Origin of the sequence: Aquimarina celericrescens (assembly GCF_042682765.1) — a bacterium.
Classification (GTDB): Bacteria; Bacteroidota; Bacteroidia; order Flavobacteriales; family Flavobacteriaceae; genus Aquimarina; species Aquimarina celericrescens.
In genome coordinates, this window is sequence record NZ_JBHUHY010000002.1 from 322282 (window position 1) to 340165 (window position 17884).

Consider the following 17884-nt stretch of genomic DNA (forward strand, 5'->3'; position numbering starts at 1 on the left):
GTAAAAGACTGTAACAAAACATTTCTATATATATCTTTATGTAAAAGTTAAATTGTTTTTTTTGTCACTAACCCAACTAAATACAGAGCAGTTAATAGAGAAATGTCGCGAGCAAGATCAAAATGCGCAACTCGAGATCTATAATCGATATTATAAAGCAATGTACAATACAGCTTTGAGAATTATAAAAGATACCGCAGAATCAGAAGATATTATGCAAGAAGCTTTTTTAACCGCTTTTACCAAATTGTCAATGCTAAAAGATAATAATATGTTTGGCGCCTGGTTAAAGAAAATTGTAATCAATTCTAGCTTGACGGCATCACGTAAAAACGATTCTTATCGCGAGGTAAATTTAGAAACTGTAGAATACGCTCTTACTGATGTTGATGGAATTGCGGAAGAGGATTTGACCAGTATAAAAGCAGATACCATATTGAGTACACTAAATCAACTAAAAGATAGCTATAGCACAGCATTATCATTGCACCTCATTGAGGGATATGATTATGAGGAGATTTGTCAAATTATGAATATATCGTATTCAAATTGTCGTACACTCGTCTCGCGAGCAAAAGAGAGTTTACGAAAAAAATTAGAATTAGTATGAAAAACGAGGACATTGTAAAAAAAATATTTGAAAACATGCAGAATAAATTAGACATACATGAGCCATCTGCTGATCATCAAATACGATTTTTAGAAAAGCTACAGCAACAAAATAAAGTTGTTACGCTACCTGCTAAAAAACGTAACTGGTACAAACCCCTATCGATTGCAGCTTCTATAGCCATTGTAATAGGTATTGCAGCATTCTCTCTTATGTCTAATTCGACTGTGGAAGCAGACCTGGCGAGTGTTTCACCACAAATGCAAGAAACTCAAAGTTTTTTTACCTCTGCAATTGAGGTGCAATTAGAAGAGATTGGCAAAATTTCTTCTAATGAAACTCGAGAACTGGTGGCTGATGCAATGAAACAATTAGAAAAACTTGAATCTGATTATGAAAAACTAAAAAAGGATTTGGTTCATAGTGGAAATGATAAACGCGTAATCAGTGCTATGATTAAGAACTTTCAAAAACGTGCAAAACTTTTGGAAGAAGTGCAACAAAAGATTAATGATATTAATGAATTTAAATTAACAGAAAATGAAAACTCTATACTATAATATACTATTACTATTATTAGTTCCGACACTTATTTTTGCCAATGATGGTGATTTAAAAGGAAAATATAATAAAGAGAAAACGCTAAAGAAAGAATTTAGTGTAAACCGAGATGCATTACTCAAAATCAGCAATGATTATGGAAACCTTGATATAACGTCTTGGAATGAAAATAGGATCGTAATGGAGATTAACATCAAAGTAAGTGGTAATAATGAAGAAAAAGTAATTAAAAAACTCGAATCTATTGACGTAGAATTTGATGCATCACCCCAAATGGTAAGTGCCAAAACTATTTTTAATAAAGATAGCGATTCGTGGTGGGGTAAATGGTCAAGCGGCTGGAATAATAACACAAGTATGAAAATTAATTATACTGTTAAAGTTCCCGTAACCAATAATATAGATCTCAATAACGATTATGGGAACATTACCTTAGATAAAATTGAAGGCAGTGCAAAAATAAATTGTGACTATGGTCAGATTATACTTGGTGAACTATTAGCCGATAATAACTACATCAATATTGACTATACCAACAACAGTAGTATCACCTACATGAAATCTGGTAAAATAAATGCAGACTACTCTGATTTTGAAATTGGGGATAGCGAGCGAATAGAACTTAATGCCGATTATACACAATCTAAATTTAAATCTGTTAAGCGGTTAAATTTTAATTGCGATTACGGAGGTATTAGAGTAGAAAACGGTGGTAAAATAACTGGTTCATCTGACTATGTAAGTACAAAAATAGGAAACGTGTCCCAAGAGCTAGATATTGAATCAGATTATGGTTCATTAGAAATATATGCACTACAACCTTCTTTCAAAAGTGTAACTGTAGATACCGATTATACTAGAATTAATATTGGCTACGAAAATGGATGCAATTTTGATTTTTCCATTAAAACCTCATATGGCGGCATTAATCTGGATGAGAGTATGAATGTTCTGAAAAAGTATGTAAAAGATTCTAAAAAGGATTATCAAGGATATAACGGTACTAAAAATAGTGGTAATACCATTAATATTACTTCAAGCTATGGAGGAATTAAACTAAGAAAAAATTAATTACAAATAAATTAACAATTCAATCAAATGAGAGCAGCAGCAATAATTTTAAGTATCGCATTGTGTAGTATTACTTCTGTAAATGCACAATGGTGGGGCGGAAAAAAAGTAAGTGGCAATGGTGATATGGTTACCAAAAACAGAAGTACTTCTGATTATGATGAAGTAAAAGTTAAGGGAAACTTAGATGTATCATTAGTATCTGGTTCTGAAGGACAGATATCTATCGAAGGTGAAAGTAATCTCATTGAACACATACGCACAGAAGTTGAAGGAGATGTTTTAAAAATTTATGTAGAAAAAGAATACTGGTTAAAGCCTTCCAAAGGAAAAAAACTTTTGGTAACTGTACCATTCGAAGATCTTACTAAAGTTACACTGGCGGGTTCGGGAGATATTAACAGCAGTGACGTGATAAAAGCGTCTAATTTTAAAACTGGAATATCTGGATCTGGTGATATAAAATTAATCATTGATGCACAAAACTCAGAAGGTTATGTTACTGGAAGTGGTGACCTTACATTAAGCGGCACCTCAAACAATTTTGATTGTAAAGTGACGGGATCTGGTGACCTTATGGCGTTCGGCCTTAACTCTAAAGAAGTAATCGCTTCTATAACAGGTTCTGGAGATATTGAAGTAACGGCTACGAGCTCTATTAAAGCAAGAATTACTGGATCTGGTGACATTAATTACAAAGGGAATCCAGAGAGAGAAGATAAAAAAGTCTCTGGTTCTGGTGACATAAGAAGGCAATAAAATAAAAATATCTATTCCTTCAAACTGTTTGAGAAGCAAGCTTTTCAAACAGTTTTTTTTATGTATAATAATCTTTACTTTTATACCTATTAATAAAATTGTACTAGTATCTTTATGATATAAACAATTTATACTTAAAATTCACCCCAAACAACAAGTACATTGTCATTTTTATCTAAAAAAAAAGTTCCTTTTTCAAAAATTATCCCCTATGATTATGTAGATATTCATTCACATCTTCTTCCAGGAATTGATGATGGAGTGAAAACAATATATCAATCGGCATATATTTTAGAACAATTTGAAAAGTGGGGTATTAAAAAAGTAATTACGACTCCTCATGTCATGCAACAAATCTGGCCTAACTCCTCTGATTTGATTACCGGCAATCTTAAAAAACTACAAACGGTACTCCCTGTATTAGGAATATCAAAAATTGATGTACACGCTAGTGCAGAATATATGATGGATGACCTATTCTATGAGCGCATAAAAAAAGATGATATTTTGCCTTTACATGAAAATTATATCCTGGTAGAAATGTCAACCTTTAGCCCTCCTATCAACTTAAGTGAAATCCTTTTTGAAATTAAAGTTGCAGGATATACTCCCATTCTTGCCCACCCAGAAAGATATTCTTTTTATTATCAAAATGATCTAAAGAAATTTGACGAATTGAAACAATCGGGTTTCTTATTTCAACTCAATATATTATCATTATCGGGACATTATGGAGATAAAGTAAAAGCAGTAGCAAAAAAATTAGTGGATCAAAACTACATCGATTTTACTGGCACAGACATTCATAACTATCACCACTTAGAAGTACTGGAAAAAGGTTTCCTCCCTAATATCGCAGAAAAAGTAACGAACCTAATGAAAAACAATTCAATCTTTTCTTAGTCCTTGCTACCATATCCATATCCATAATTATACCCTGACTGACTTCCTGCTGCATTAAGAAGTACAGCAATATTTGGCAACCGTTTCTCGGTATAGAAACTCTGTGGCATTTGCAAAATTCTTTTATCAGAATAGTTCTCTCTTACGATATAAATACATAAGTCGGCGAAATGACCAATTAATAAAGTATCTGCCACCAAACTAACGGGAGAAGTATCTACTATAATATAATCGTATTGTTCTTTAAGATACTCAAACATTGTTGTTACCCTTTCATGCATTAATAGTTCTGCGGGATTTGGGGGTATAGCACCAGACGGTATAAAGTCAAAAGAACTTTCGTTCTTTTCCCTATAAATAACATCCTTAGGATGTAATTCACTATTCATTATGAAGTTAGTGAGTCCTTTAGTATCCTTACCCTCAGGAAGGTCTAGAAATTGATGAAATTTAGGATCTCTTAAATCTGTACCCAAATAGGCAACTTTTTTACCTGTTATTGAAAGTGTTCTGGCTAGATTTGAAGAAATCATCGTTTTCCCCTCGCCTGAGATAGTTGAAGTTACGAAAATCACTCTTCCGGTATCTTTACTAGTACCCGCCATTAGGAAATCTAGGTTGGTACGTAAAATTCTAAATGCTTCTGCAACACCAGACCGATCGTGCTTTGAAATAACAACTTTATTTTTAGATTTTACTTTTGGGATCGAACCAATTATAGGCATAGTGAGTGCTTTCTCTAAATCTTCTCTTGAAGTTATTTTAACATTCAATAAATCTGATAAATAAATAATTAAAAAAGGAATAATCAACCCTGCAAACAATGACCCGGCATAAATAACTTTTTTATTTGGAGAAACAGGATAAGAATTTATCGTAGAAGCACGATCGATTACTCTTGCGTTAGATAAAGTAATGTGACTTGTTATTTCGGCTTCTTCCCTTTTTTGAAGTAAATAAAGATATAATTCTTCTTTAATTGTTTGTTCACGCTCAATAACTCTCAAATCTTTTTGTCGTATTGGTGCATTGTACAACTTACCGCTAAAATATTGATCCTGTGTTCTAAGACTTTTCAGTCTAATGTTAATTGAACTTCTTAAACTATTTAAGCTGCCTATTAACACTTGTCTTAAACCATCAATCTGTTGATCAATATTTACCACAACCGGATTTTGCTCACTTGAAGTTTTTAGCAACCGTTTTCTTTGAAGAATCAATCCATTATATCTAGATACAGTATTCGCTATGGTTTGATCGTCAAATCCAAGATTTGCTGGGATTAAATCATATCTTCCTTCCTGGCTCAAAACAAATCTTCGCATTGACTCGATAAGACTCAGCTGTGTACTAAGTTGAGCAATCTCCTGAACATTTCTTGAGTCTATATCTGCAACCCTTTGTGTTTGGGCTCCTACATCATTGGTTAACCCAAATTTTGACTTGTAGCCTGCAGCCTCATCATCGACTTCAGATAAATCGCCGGATATAAGATCCAAACGCTCATTAATGAATTCGGCAGTTCTGGCAGACATTTGCTTCTTGTTTTCGATCGTAGATTTATTATATTCATCAACGAGATTATTTACAATATCTTTTGCTTTCTCTGGTACTTGATCGTTTAAAGATATCCCTACCAATGATGACCCGCCTATTGGATATATTGCCAATCTATTTCTATATCCCTCTGCAACAAACTTAACAGGAGTAATTTGAATTTTTATTATAGCACTTGAATTATCTTTTAAATTTTCAGAATTCGGAGTAATTACAAAGTCACCAGCACTACTACTAACAGTATTACCAAAAGAATGATCACTTAACTTTTCACCCTTTTTATTTAATAAAGAAAAAGACGTGTTTGAATTAATTTTAACATGAAAAGTTGCAGATTTTGTATGTACAATAGAATCATCAGATAAAAAATTAATCTCAACCAACGATTTCGGATAATTCTCAGTCTCTAGGATTCTTCCTTCTGAAAAATACCTAACATTAAGTTTTAAATTCTTTACAACATTAGTAATTAATGTTCTCGACTTTAATATTTGTATTTCATTTTCAATTTGGTTTTGCGAATTATCTAGTAACCCTAAATCCTTAAATGCAGCAAGTTCTGACTCACTAATATTCTCATCCTGAGAAATCATGATGGTCGAGGACACATTATATTGCGGAATAGTATATCGTATTTTTAGGTATGCCAAAGCCAAAAACAAGATCACACTTAACACAAACCAATACCACTTTTTCAGATATCGAATAAGTGCTTCTCGTAGATTAAAACTAAAACTTGAAGATTTAATTGCTCTACTACTATTGCCCGTGGCGTTATTATTAGAAGTCATATTTTTAACTATCTTATGAGTAGCGCTGCTACAGATACACCTACGCCTATTACACTTAAGACAATTCCTAACAAATTATTGCTGGTTCTCGATTCTCTAATCCTAGATGGATTAGGTTCTACATAAAGCACATCATTTTGCGCCAAATAATAAACCGGTGAGTCGAAAATAGACTTCGAAGTAAGATCTAAGCGATGATATGTATTCACACCTTCATTCTCTCTTATCACCATAACATTTTTTCTTTTTCCCCTTATAGCTAAATCACCAGCTAAACCAAGTGCTTCAATTACTGTTACTCTTTCATTAGGTATGACATAAGAACCCGGGCTATTGACCTCTCCAATTACGGTAATCTTAAAATTTTTCAGTCGTACACTAACTATAGGATCGTTGATATAGATCTTCAATTTTTCCTTGATCATCTCTTTCACCTGAATACGTGTGAGCCCTGCTAATTTTAGTTTACCCAATACCGGGAATTCGATATTTCCTTCTTCATCGATTAGGTAAGTAGGCTCTGCTACCCTTCCTGCATTAGGAGCGCCTTCTCCCCCATTTTCACCCATACTTATGGATGCGCCTTGTAGATTAAAAGGTCTAGCTGCGTCCATATCAGATGCAGAAACCAATATACTTACAACATCATCGACCTTCAAAGTAGGCGTGAAAGAGTTAGTCGAAGTTATTTTCTCTAGATCGGAAGCATTTTGAAAATATACGACATCCGTAGGAGTTTTACACGAAAAAATTAAAAGAGTCAATAGTAATAAAAGGAGAAATCTACCTTGCATATTTATAGTACTTTACAAATAACTCATTGAATTGAGTTACAAAAATAAAATTTTATTTAGTTTGGCAATGTTATTTTATTGCACATGTCAAACCAAAACTTTTGGTTTTTTTTGGGTTGTTTCTTTGTTGATTTTATCAATACTTTCAAAGGTAGAATTATTAGAAATATATTCCGGTACAATTTCCTTAAGTTTTCCAACTATTTGATGGTCTTGATTCAATAAATTCATGATACAAAGATCATTTATTTTATCCTTCACATTGGGACAATTACTATCATCAAACTTACTGATCATAATTTTCTTATGATAGGTAGGCATTGTGTTTTCGGTGTCAGCAAGCAGTTCTTCATATAACTTTTCTCCAGGTCTAAGCCCTGTGATCTTAATATCAATATCATCAGGATAATTAAGCCCCGAAAGTCTTATCATCTTCTTCGCAAGATCAAATATTTTTACAGATTCTCCCATATCGAAAATAAATATCTCTCCTCCATCACCCATAGTACCTGCTTCTATAACAAGTTGCGATGCTTCTGGTATGGTCATAAAGAAACGAGTTACGTCCTTATGAGTTACGGTTAGTGGCCCTCCTTTTTGTATTTGTTTTTTGAACAATGGTATTACAGAACCATTAGATCCTAAAACATTACCAAATCTAGTCGTAATAAATTTGGTCTTACTTGTATTATGGAGGCATTTTATATACATCTCTGCCACTCTTTTGGTCGCTCCCATTACATTGGTAGGGTTTACGGCTTTGTCTGTAGATACGAAAACAAATTTATCAACTCCAAACTCTGATGACAAATCTGCCAGTTTTCTAGTTCCCAAAACATTTATTTTTATGGCTTCACACGGATTAGACTCCATTAATGGTACATGTTTATATGCTGCGGCATGAAAAACCATATTTGGTCTATATTTTTCAAATATGGTCTCTATCCTTTGGTGATCTCTTATATCTGCTACGATCGGAACAAAATTGGTTACACCTTTACTCAGTAATTCTTGTTGCAAATCATATAAGGCCGATTCGGCTTGATCCACCAAAATTAGATTTTTATAATTGTAGTAAGAAGCCTGTCTAACGATCTCGCTGCCGATGGATCCAGCTGCACCCGTAATCAAAATTATCTTGTTATGAAGTTCTTTTGTAATATTTTGATTATCCATATTAATTGGAGCTCTATCTAAAAGATCTTCAATTTGAATTTCTTTTATCTGAGAAATCTCTAATTTACCGTCAATCCAGTCATTTACCGTAGGTATAATTTTTACCTTTACTCTTAGTTTTAATAAATTGTCTGAAATCTCTGATAAACGTTTTTTATTTATATGAGGAATTGATACTACAATTTCTTTAATATTATTTTTAGTAATAAAACTCTGGGTCAAAGAATCAGAAGCATACACCTTAATACCGTTGATGGTCTTTCCCTTTTTCTGGGGATTATCATCGATAAAACCAACAACGGATAATGAGCTATTCGAATCGTTAGTAACCGCTGCAAGAGTAATTAGACCAGAATCCCCGGCTCCATAAATTAAAATTCTTGAAGTCTCTCCTATTTTTGATTTAATATAATAATAACAATATTTGAAAATTAAACGACTAGTAGTAAGTGTAATAATATTCAACATGTAATGTATACAAATTATGGATACTGGAATATTTAACAATTCTGGCATCAAAAATGCTCTACTGGATAGCATCAACCCTCCGGTAAGAGCTATCAAAACAGTAACTGCAAGGAATAGGTTATAGGCATCTCTCATTCCCGTATGTCTAACCACACCCTTGTAGGACCCTATTACTAGAAAACTCAATGTTGCCAAACCAGCTACAATTGGTAGTTGATATAGCATGTTAGAAATATCAAAATCTAATGTAATCCCAAATCTTATAACGTACGCCAAAAAGAAATTAAAAATTGTTATTGATACATCTATAATCAATACCAGCCATTTTGAAGCGTGCTTATGCGAATTATTAATTAGGTAACTTTTGATCATCTCAATACATTTTTAATTACTGATACAATTCTATATAAATCATCTTCTTCAAGATTAGACCCGCTAGGTAAGCAAAGGCCTCGATCAAATAGATCATCAGAAAATCCATTGAGGTATGCATCACAATCTGCAAATACGGGTTGTTGATGCATGGGTTTCCATAACGGTCTCGATTCTATGTTTTCTTCAGCTAGTGAAAGTCGTAATCCTTCCCTTAGTTGGTATGAAGTTGTTTCTATACAAGTAAGCCATCTATTAGAACTATATCCTTCTGGTTCTTCTAAAAACCTTATTTCTGAATAATTTTCAAGATGCTTTTTATAAAAATCAAAATTTCTTCTGCGATTTGCTACATGACTATCCAGAACTTGCATTTGGCCTCTTCCAATACCTGCAGTAATGTTACTCATTCTATAATTGTATCCTACTTCTGAATGTTCATAATGAGGAGCATTATCTCTAGCCTGTGTAGCAAGAAAAATGGCTCTTTCTTTATGTTTTACATTTTTAGAGATTAAAGCTCCACCACCAGAAGTGGTAATTATTTTATTACCATTAAATGAAAGAATTGCGATGTCCCCAAAAGTACCACACTGAACACCATGATACGAGCTACCTAAAGCTTCTGCACTATCTTCTAATACTGGAATTTTATATTCTGATGCAACGTTGTGAATAGCCTCTACATTGTATGGCATTCCATATAAATGTACTGCCACTATAGCTTTCGGCTTTATACCTTTAGAAATTCTATCCTTTATTGCTATTTCGAGTTGTTCTGGGCAGATATTCCAGGTATAACTCTCGCTATCTACAAATACTGGTTTAGCACCTAAGTATACGATTGGATTTGCTGAAGCCGCAAATGTCATACTTTGACATAATACTTCATCACCGGTAGTAACTCCTAAAAGTCTTAACCCCAAATGTAATGCTGCTGTTCCCGAACTTAATGCTGCTGCATGTATATCAGTATTCAAATAGGATTCGATATCCTTTTCAAATCCATCTACATTTGGCCCCAGGGGTGCTACCCAATTTGTTTCAAAGGCTTCTTTTACGAAATCTTGCTCTGTTCCACCCATATGCGGCGAAGAAAGCCATATCCTTTTTGAATCAATTATATTCATATTCTCCCATTAAAAATGAACAATAATTTTCTACTGATTACAAATCCTATTTAGGATTATTAACCAAATTCTTTTTCATGACAATCTAAAAAAAACGCTGGAAGAAGGGGGGTAGAAACTTCCTAATATTGAATTTATTCTAATACTTATTTTCCAATGCTAAAATAGTTCAGTTAAATCAATTATCAATTTAAAATTTTATTTTTTAGACAGAATACTTAAAAACTCCGTTTAATGGCTATGTACTTCCCTCATAATTACTTACAATACGTGATTGCCGTAAGAAAAGTATGATAATACCAGATAAATTTTACTAGTACTACTTATCAAATCTTTCCATTTTATCTTAAAATCTGCCTAAAAACATCAAATAATACTACTACAAAGACGAAATTAAACATTCATTGAAATTATGTGCTTTCTTTAGTCATTACAATGATAACCTATAATTCTACCAAATATGAGAGTTTAATCACTAATATTTTAAGGGGTATTTTCCCCTAGTTTAAAAAGCACTTTCTCACATGCTCCTATTGATTTCTTTTGGCGAATAAAAATTATCCAAATAAATTTTGATTTATCTAATTAAATACATAAAATTTATAGCTTTACAAATGTATTGAGTCGATTTTCTTGACTCACGAGCAACATTTTCCCCAGTATTTTATAAACCAATTGACTCTGAATGTTATTTAATTCATTAGATTTTTTCATATTTCTACCGGTTGTTTTTATTATCTATTGGTTTATTTTCTACAAAAATATTAAGATCCAAAACTCTTTTATTCTAGTAGCGAGCTATCTTTTTTACGGCATGTGGGATTGGAGGTTTTTGTTCCTTATACTCGCTAGTACAATTGTCGATTTTTTCGTGGGCCAAACTATTCACCATAGCACTTCTGATAAAACAAGAAAAGCATGGTTATGGGTGAGTGTTATCTTCAATGTTGGACTTTTAGGTTTCTTTAAATATTATAATTTCTTCATCGGTTCGTGGGTAGATTTTATTTCAATTCTCGGATATGACTTAAAAAGTACCTGGACTCTACAGATTATTTTACCTGTCGGAATCTCTTTTTATACGTTTCAAACTATGTCATATTCACTTGACATTTATTATAAAAGACTAACGCCAACGAAAGATTTTATAGCTTTTGCGACCTTTGTAAGCTTTTTCCCTCAACTGGTAGCAGGTCCTATTGAACGAGCATCTAACCTTTTATCCCAAATCACTACAAAAAGAATTTTTAATTATAATCAAAGTAGTGAAGGACTAAAACTTATCCTTTGGGGTTTGTTCAAGAAAGTTGTAATCGCTGATTCTATTGCACCAATTGTTGATGATATTTTTGCTAATTATACTCAATATCCTGCTTCAACATTAGTACTTGGCGTGTCTCTTTTTAGTTTCCAGGTGTATGGAGATTTTAGCGGATATTCTGATATCGCTATTGGTACTGCCAAATTATTCGGGATTGAGTTAATGTCTAATTTCAAATTCCCTATTTTTTCAAGAAACGTTGCCGAATATTGGCAGCGATGGCACGTTTCTTTATCAACCTGGTTTCGACATTATGTATATATACCCTTAGGCGGTAGCAGGGTAAGTAAACTCAAATCGGTTAGAAATATTATCATTATCTTCTTGGTAAGTGGTTTTTGGCATGGTGCAAATTGGACCTTTATTGTATGGGGAGGCGTTCATGCAGCTTTTTACATACCCGTTTTTTTAATGGGAAGAAATCGAATTTATATGAATAATGTCGTGGCAGAAAATCGATGGTTTCCTACTATAACTGAAATCTCACAAATCTTACTTACCTTCGCCTTAGTCACATTCTCAAGGGTGTTTTTTAGATCAGAATCGATTACTGATGCTTTTGGATTTTTGCAACAGATCTTTACAAATTTCACATATGACACCTATCAGCATCCATTGGGCTATAGAATGATCGATTATTTTATTTTATTGGCACTTTTTGTCGTTTATGAATTCATAATAAGGAGAGATGAACGCTCACCTTTTAAATTTAAGTCAAAAGTTGTACGATTTGTAATGTATACTTTAGTAATTTTAGGGATGCTCCTTTTCTTTGATGACAATATCGACCGGTCGTTTATCTATTTTCAATTTTAAAATACATAGAAAAATTTGAGTAACCGCATCACGTAAAAATGAAAAAATTAATCCTCAAAAGTGCTTTATACTTTTTTCTAATACTAATTCTATTAGAAGTATTGGTCCGTATTTTTCATTTAGGTAAAGACACTCCTGCTCGGTTCGTTGATGAGCATGAAGTTGAAAAATGGGTTCCAAATCAAAACGGTTTTTCTGTTACGGGCAATCGTAGGCAAAACTTTTCTGAATATAATATTAATAACTCTGGATACAATTCTTATCGAGAATTTAACCCTACAAAAAACAAAATAGAAGTTGCTTTGGTGGGCGATTCCTTTATCGAAGGATTTCATCAGGATTACTACAATTCTATTGGAAAAAAGATTGAAAATAAACTCCCAAATATTGAAGTTTACGAATATGGCTATGCGGGTTATGATTTTGCAGATCAGTTGCATTTGGTACATTCATACAAAGAGCAATTCCAACTTATTGATCACATAGTATTAGGCATAAAGTTCTCCAACGATCTTGATCGTGGAGCATATAATGTGGTTTACAGTAGATTAGCACTAGAATCCCCAAAAAATAGATTATTAAAAAAAAGTAGGTTATTGGTCTACTGTAAAAGTATTGGGATTTTAGATCCACCTCAGGAACTGATCTATCGTTTCATCTCCCTTTTTAAATCGAAACAAAAGTTTACAACTAAAAGTGACGAGGAAATCTCAAGAATCAAGAAAGAAAAAGAGAAGCAATATTTAACAAATTTTGAAAGCTTAATCTCTACATACGGCTATGATAAAGAACGATATACGCTACTGCTGGATTCTAGAATTACCAGTCCTGTTTTTCTTTCATACTTAGAAAAAAATAATTTTAATTATATAGATTTCGCTGATACCTTTGAAGCGACTAATCGTCCCACTACCCTAATTTATGACAGACATTGGAATAATTATGGAAGAGAATTAATTGCCAGAGCAATTACAGAGTACTTAAGCAAAAAAGAATTTCAAATCCCAAAACCATAAAGATCAATACCTAAAACTCACATTAAAAATTGATTTTCTGCATTTTAGATTTTCCAGTAATCAAATACGATTTTTTATCTTTTGAAACTTCTAATACTCTAACATTAGAAACATGCTCTATAGCCAAATACAGAAAATCAAATGTAGCTTTTCTTAAAAAGAGATATTCATCACTATTATAATCAACTGTAGCATAATCTAAATCATTTTGAAGCTCTTCTATTGGAAAACTTTTTAAAGGTATTTCAAAATTAGTATTGATTTTTCGGCTTGCCTTGAATTTTTTATACCGCACATAAGCAATTTTGAAAACAAATTCTTTAATACTTATTTTAAAATATTCAATAACAGCACTTAAAGATGCAGCAACAGACCCTTTGGGATAGACAATTTGATGCTCAAAATTATAGATATGATTACACCACTCGCGTTTATAACTAAGATCTCCCATCCCCATCTCATAAGAATCGTGATTATTGGAAATGCACCAATCGAGTTTCTTGTAGATCTCTACGCTGCCTAAGCTAAATTTAGCATAATCAATATCATAAGAAGATATCGCACTAAATAATTTCCCATGAAAATGATGATTAAGCGAGACAACAATTGGAGTATTATTTTCTAAAACTACGAAGAGTGATGCTTTTTTTTTATTTATTAAAGAAAAATACATTTTCTGATAGCGATCCCATTGTGTAAGACTTTGACTAACATCGTTACGTTGTTCAAATCTTCTAATAAGCATTTTACGTAAGCAATCCATCAAAAAATCATACTCTTCCTTTTCTATGTCTCCATAAAATGTTTTGTATGATATCCTAAAACAGGACTCCAATCTTTTAATTCTTCTTCGTATACCTTTGGCATTGCCTCTGAAACGATTTTTTATATAGGCATCGGCACTAGAAAAGCCATTGAGAAAAATAGCATATCCTTTAAAAAACTGGCTCACCTTTTTTACAGAAAAAACATCTTTATTGATAGATGGCTTCAGATAGTCTGGAATAAAAAAAACGGAATAGATTTTACTTAAATTTTCAGCCTCTTTTTTATCATAATCAGGATTGATTATCGAAGCGCTATCATTTACTGTATTAACTTTCAAAAATATCTTGGGTATTATCCCTCTTTCAAACAATTCAAAAAAGTAATCGATGTTCTCTCTTCTCATCTACTCATTCTATAAAATGGAAAAAAATAATTTTTCAGGTTCTTTTTATCGGTATTGATGTAATCGCTATTAACCGATAAGCAAAGTTCGTTATAGATTTTTTCATTGACTATTTTCCTACCCGTATAAAAAATCAAATCATTGTCTTTTGGGAAGAAGGATTTCTTACTCTTATACAAGCCATCTCCATCTTTCATACCACCTCCTAACACGTAGTATTTCTTGCCATTTTTAATAGCCCATTCAATAATTTTAACTCTTAAAAAATCATTGGGTCTATGACTGAAATACTCTGCATTTGTACCTCCTAAAAATGCAAAAACAGTATCTTTATAATTAATAATGAGTTCTACAGAAATTGGGATCTTCTCAAAATATGCTATAGCGATTGAAAAATTATTAATATTTGAAAGTATTAGGCTCTCAAAGTATTCAAAAGAGAAAAAGTATATACTATCAGCTTTATTACGCTTCATAGTCTCTACATAAATATCATTAAAAATCTCTATAACTTCTTTAGTAATTGAAGTTTTGTGAAATATTTTAAATTCCAAATTATAATTAACTGCTCTTCTAAAATTATTTCTAACCTTCGAGACAAATGAAGTCCATTGATCTTCAAAATTATCCAAAAGATTCCCTTTCACATTAGATAATGTCTGAATTAAATCCCCAGAGTACCCCAAGTGGTTATCATTTAAGCTAAAACGCACAAATTCGCTTATAACATTGTTTTCTCGATACCAATGATCTGCCTGTTCCCAAAATTGAATAATATCATCTTTAGAAATATCATCATTAAATAGAGGTCCATTATATCCATAGGGACTGATAACATCAAAATAAGAGGTTTCTTTACCTTTAATTTCTATTTGTCTTAGAATAAAAGGCATCAGAATAATAGGAGTTTCATCTTTCTCAAGTATAAAACATCTCAACCTATCAGAATCCTTTTCAAAATATTTTAAATGTTCTATAGAATAGTAAACATTATTATCCCATTCCTTTTGAAGAAGTGCTTTGTATTCCAATACATCCGAACTATCATCAAGGTTTTTAATAAGTAGTCTATAGTTTTGCTTCAATTGTTAGAAAGGTTTGTTAGACAAAGGTTCTTAAATTATGACTAGGGGTTAGTTTTAATTTACTTTTTTAAAAAAATAGTTGTTCATTTTCTCAGACAATACACGTGATAACCAAATAATCCTACCACAATGTTCTAAATGCCACACTGCCTTTCCTTCAAAAATATTTCCTGCCAGTAAAGGTCCTATGATGTGTAAGTTTTCTGAAGATTCGAGAGATTCATTTACTTCGAAACCAATTTTTGATTCATTCGATTTGCAGTATCCCTTCTCCATTAATTTTTTTAATAGTATAGGAACATTATCCTTAGACAAATTAGTGCTGCCAATACAATTAATGACCAAATGGACGGGATTCTCCAGGATCATATTTTCTCCTGATTTTGTATCTAGATACTCCAACAAGTATTCATCATTTTCATTTTTTCTAATATTGCTAAATCTTCCTGCAATATGATCAAAACGATGTTCTTCTTGAAGATCGTCTATGATTTTAGAATAATGAGATCCAGCGCAACGCTGTCTTCTTCCGATCTCATTACCATAAAGACAAGCGAATTTTTTTAGTTCTTCATGATCAAGCTTACCCAATAATGACCCAAAAGCTGTTGAAATAATTTCTACGGTAGATGCAGCTCCCAAATTAATTTCATCTGCATAATCAAGATCTTTAAAGGCTGCCTCTGCAATAGTCTTTGCTGTTAAAGTATTTTTACCGGCTAAAGCTTGCAAGTTGAAGGGAGTATACTCTTTTCTTTTTTCAAAGTCAATTACAGCATCCGGCATCAAACCTTGTGTAGAAAGGACAGTAAAATTATTGACACCTGACTTTATTTTATGGTTATCATTTAATTTATACAGCATTTCAAGCCCACTGGCATTTGCTCCTACCACGAGAACATTTGGTTTCTTGTTTATATTTTTTTCAATGAAACTTTCAATTTTATTCAAAACCTCTTTTAGTTCTGGTTGATAAGGATCGTTTACAAACAATAAACTATCTTCTTCTATAAGAGTTTCATCTTTCCATAAATAATTAACAGGAAGTGATCCTACAGAAAGAATTACTTTCTCTGATAAAATAGTCTTATCATCTTCTAAAGACACTATATATTTATCTTTATCCTTTTCCAGATCAAGAACCTCTCCCGTAACATAATTTACCTGTACCTGCCCCGTCTTCGTAAACGCTTCTAATCTGTCTTTGACTTTTTGATCGATATAGCATCCAAAAAATCGTCTGGGGATAAAAAGGTCTTCCCAATCATTGTTTTCTATTTTCTCTGCATGTTTAGAAATCCAATTAAGAGACAATTTCCCACCATCCTTTTTAAACTCTTCTAATAGCCACTTTTTATTATTATTAAGCCATTTAACGAATTTACTTAATTCTGGTTCTGGCAAAAAGTTTTTCAACGATGTTATTAGAAGTACTGAAAACCCAGATCGAACACCATATGGTATCCCCGTATGAAACTCTTGAGACTTATCTATGACAGTTATACTTATTTTCTTTTTTGATTCATTGTTGACCTCAATACCATCTAAAAAATGTAAAATCGTAAACGATGATGAGATTCCCGAACCAATAAAAGTAATATCAGATGTGTTGGTTTTAATTTCAGCCCCCATGAATTATAATTGTTTGGTTTTAATGACTCTTCCAGGATTACCCACTACTGTAGTATAGTCTGGAACATCTTTAATTATAACAGTTCCAGCACCAATTAAAGTATCTTTTCCTATTTCGTTTATACCCGTCATAGCGGTAACTCCCATTCCTATATATGCTTTTTCTTTAACATGTATCAAAGCACCAATATTGACACCAGAAGACATAAATACGCCATCTTCCAAAGTTACGTGATGTGCAATTGTACTATCCATATTGATCATAATATAATTACCTATAGTAGTATGCGGCATAACAATATTACCCGCAAGCATATACACTGCTTCTCCTATGGTAACATCTGGTGCAATGGATACAGTGTGGTGTAGAAATCCTGGAATTCCATATCCTTCTTTTTTTAATGTGGATAAATATTCTACTCTAACAGAGTTTACTCCGATTGGACAATATACATCCTGAATTTTATCTTTGAACTCTTTCAGAAATAAGTCTTTGTATTTACCTAAAACGGGAATACCCAATACCATGTTTCCTTGCAGGTCCGGATTATCATCAATAAAACCGATGATATCAACACCAGCTTCTTTAAGGTAAGAAGCATAAACTTGTCCCTGTGTTCCCGCCCCGATAATTACTGCATTTTTCACTTG

General features: G+C 32.5%; 15 protein-coding genes. 7 read left to right on the top strand and 8 right to left on the bottom strand.

Annotated features, from left to right (window positions below; genetic code table 11):
* Positions 1 to 61 precede the first annotated feature (61 nt).
* The 5 genes from ACFSJT_RS01440 to ACFSJT_RS01460 all read left to right on the top strand — a co-directional run bounded on the left by ACFSJT_RS01440 (position 62) and on the right by ACFSJT_RS01460 (position 3904).
* Positions 62 to 610 carry an RNA polymerase sigma factor gene (locus ACFSJT_RS01440; protein WP_378318402.1) on the top strand — a complete coding sequence of 183 codons (549 nt, stop codon included), beginning with the start codon at positions 62 to 64 and terminating at the stop codon, positions 608 to 610.
* A complete protein-coding gene (locus ACFSJT_RS01445) occupies positions 607 to 1170 on the top strand; it encodes a hypothetical protein (RefSeq protein ID WP_378318403.1) in 564 nt (187 codons plus the stop codon). The genes ACFSJT_RS01440 and ACFSJT_RS01445 overlap by 4 nt, the downstream gene beginning before the upstream one ends.
* The gene (locus ACFSJT_RS01450; protein WP_378318405.1) at positions 1151 to 2242 is read left to right on the top strand and encodes a DUF4097 family beta strand repeat-containing protein; all 1092 of its coding nucleotides are present in this window, start codon (positions 1151 to 1153) and stop codon (positions 2240 to 2242) included. The genes ACFSJT_RS01445 and ACFSJT_RS01450 overlap by 20 nt, the downstream gene beginning before the upstream one ends.
* 27 nt (positions 2243 to 2269) lie before the next feature.
* The gene (locus tag ACFSJT_RS01455) at positions 2270 to 3001 is read left to right on the top strand and encodes a head GIN domain-containing protein (RefSeq protein WP_378318406.1); all 732 of its coding nucleotides are present in this window, start codon (positions 2270 to 2272) and stop codon (positions 2999 to 3001) included.
* Positions 3002 to 3163: 162 nt separating this feature from the next.
* Positions 3164 to 3904: a tyrosine-protein phosphatase gene (locus ACFSJT_RS01460; protein WP_378318407.1), complete on the top strand. Its 741-nt coding sequence runs from the start codon at positions 3164 to 3166 to the stop codon at positions 3902 to 3904.
* Here the strand turns inward: ACFSJT_RS01460 and ACFSJT_RS01465 are convergent.
* The 4 genes from ACFSJT_RS01465 to ACFSJT_RS01480 form a co-directional block, all read right to left on the bottom strand.
* Positions 3901 to 6252, bottom strand: a complete 2352-nt coding sequence (locus tag ACFSJT_RS01465) for a GumC family protein (RefSeq protein ID WP_378318408.1) — start codon at positions 6250 to 6252, stop codon at positions 3901 to 3903. The two genes, ACFSJT_RS01460 and ACFSJT_RS01465, sit on opposite strands and share 4 nt — an antisense overlap.
* 8 nt (positions 6253 to 6260) lie before the next feature.
* A complete protein-coding gene (locus tag ACFSJT_RS01470; protein ID WP_378318409.1) occupies positions 6261 to 7046 on the bottom strand; it encodes a polysaccharide biosynthesis/export family protein in 786 nt (261 codons plus the stop codon).
* 87 nt (positions 7047 to 7133) lie between these two features.
* On the bottom strand, positions 7134 to 9062 hold the full coding sequence (locus tag ACFSJT_RS01475; RefSeq protein WP_378318410.1) for a polysaccharide biosynthesis protein: 1929 nt from the start codon (positions 9060 to 9062) through the stop codon (positions 7134 to 7136).
* Positions 9059 to 10192, bottom strand: a complete 1134-nt coding sequence (locus tag ACFSJT_RS01480; protein ID WP_378318411.1) for a DegT/DnrJ/EryC1/StrS family aminotransferase — start codon at positions 10190 to 10192, stop codon at positions 9059 to 9061. The genes ACFSJT_RS01475 and ACFSJT_RS01480 overlap by 4 nt, the downstream gene beginning before the upstream one ends.
* 1093 nt (positions 10193 to 11285) lie before the next feature.
* Between ACFSJT_RS01480 and ACFSJT_RS01485 the strand changes: the two genes are divergently transcribed.
* Positions 11286 to 12329, top strand: a complete 1044-nt coding sequence (locus ACFSJT_RS01485; RefSeq protein ID WP_378318412.1) for an MBOAT family O-acyltransferase — start codon at positions 11286 to 11288, stop codon at positions 12327 to 12329.
* 38 nt (positions 12330 to 12367) lie between these two features.
* Positions 12368 to 13345: a hypothetical protein gene (locus ACFSJT_RS01490; protein ID WP_378318413.1), complete on the top strand. Its 978-nt coding sequence runs from the start codon at positions 12368 to 12370 to the stop codon at positions 13343 to 13345.
* A 22-nt stretch (positions 13346 to 13367) separates the two neighbouring features.
* Here the strand turns inward: ACFSJT_RS01490 and ACFSJT_RS01495 are convergent, their stop codons facing one another.
* The 4 genes from ACFSJT_RS01495 to ACFSJT_RS01510 are packed head-to-tail and all read right to left on the bottom strand — an operon-like array spanning position 13368 to position 17881.
* Complete coding sequence (locus tag ACFSJT_RS01495) at positions 13368 to 14516, bottom strand: GNAT family N-acetyltransferase (RefSeq protein WP_378318414.1); 1149 nt, start codon at positions 14514 to 14516, stop codon at positions 13368 to 13370.
* On the bottom strand, positions 14513 to 15601 hold the full coding sequence (locus ACFSJT_RS01500) for a GNAT family N-acetyltransferase (RefSeq protein ID WP_378318415.1): 1089 nt from the start codon (positions 15599 to 15601) through the stop codon (positions 14513 to 14515). The genes ACFSJT_RS01495 and ACFSJT_RS01500 overlap by 4 nt, the downstream gene beginning before the upstream one ends.
* Before the next feature lie 54 nt (positions 15602 to 15655).
* Complete coding sequence (locus ACFSJT_RS01505; protein WP_378318416.1) at positions 15656 to 17233, bottom strand: FAD/NAD(P)-binding protein; 1578 nt, start codon at positions 17231 to 17233, stop codon at positions 15656 to 15658.
* A gap of 3 nt (positions 17234 to 17236) precedes the next feature.
* Positions 17237 to 17881 (bottom strand): NeuD/PglB/VioB family sugar acetyltransferase, encoded by a 645-nt coding sequence (locus ACFSJT_RS01510; RefSeq protein ID WP_378318887.1) that lies wholly within the window; start codon positions 17879 to 17881, stop codon positions 17237 to 17239.
* Positions 17882 to 17884 lie beyond the last annotated feature (3 nt).

Bases quoted from the DNA above. Each gene is read 5' to 3' on its own strand.
- ACFSJT_RS01455 (WP_378318406.1), top strand. From the start codon at position 2,270: ATGAGAGCAGCAGCAATAATTTTAAGTATCGCATTGTGTAGTATTACT.
- ACFSJT_RS01480 (WP_378318411.1), bottom strand. From the start codon at position 10,192: ATGAATATAATTGATTCAAAAAGGATATGGCTTTCTTCGCCGCATATG.
- ACFSJT_RS01490 (WP_378318413.1), top strand. From the start codon at position 12,368: ATGAAAAAATTAATCCTCAAAAGTGCTTTATACTTTTTTCTAATACTA.
- ACFSJT_RS01470 (WP_378318409.1), bottom strand. From the start codon at position 7,046: ATGCAAGGTAGATTTCTCCTTTTATTACTATTGACTCTTTTAATTTTT.
- ACFSJT_RS01450 (WP_378318405.1), top strand. From the start codon at position 1,151: ATGAAAACTCTATACTATAATATACTATTACTATTATTAGTTCCGACA.
- ACFSJT_RS01445 (WP_378318403.1), top strand. From the start codon at position 607: ATGAAAAACGAGGACATTGTAAAAAAAATATTTGAAAACATGCAGAAT.
- ACFSJT_RS01505 (WP_378318416.1), bottom strand. From the start codon at position 17,233: ATGGGGGCTGAAATTAAAACCAACACATCTGATATTACTTTTATTGGT.
- ACFSJT_RS01495 (WP_378318414.1), bottom strand. From the start codon at position 14,516: ATGAGAAGAGAGAACATCGATTACTTTTTTGAATTGTTTGAAAGAGGG.
- ACFSJT_RS01475 (WP_378318410.1), bottom strand. From the start codon at position 9,062: ATGATCAAAAGTTACCTAATTAATAATTCGCATAAGCACGCTTCAAAA.
- ACFSJT_RS01485 (WP_378318412.1), top strand. From the start codon at position 11,286: ATGTCATATTCACTTGACATTTATTATAAAAGACTAACGCCAACGAAA.
- ACFSJT_RS01465 (WP_378318408.1), bottom strand. From the start codon at position 6,252: ATGACTTCTAATAATAACGCCACGGGCAATAGTAGTAGAGCAATTAAA.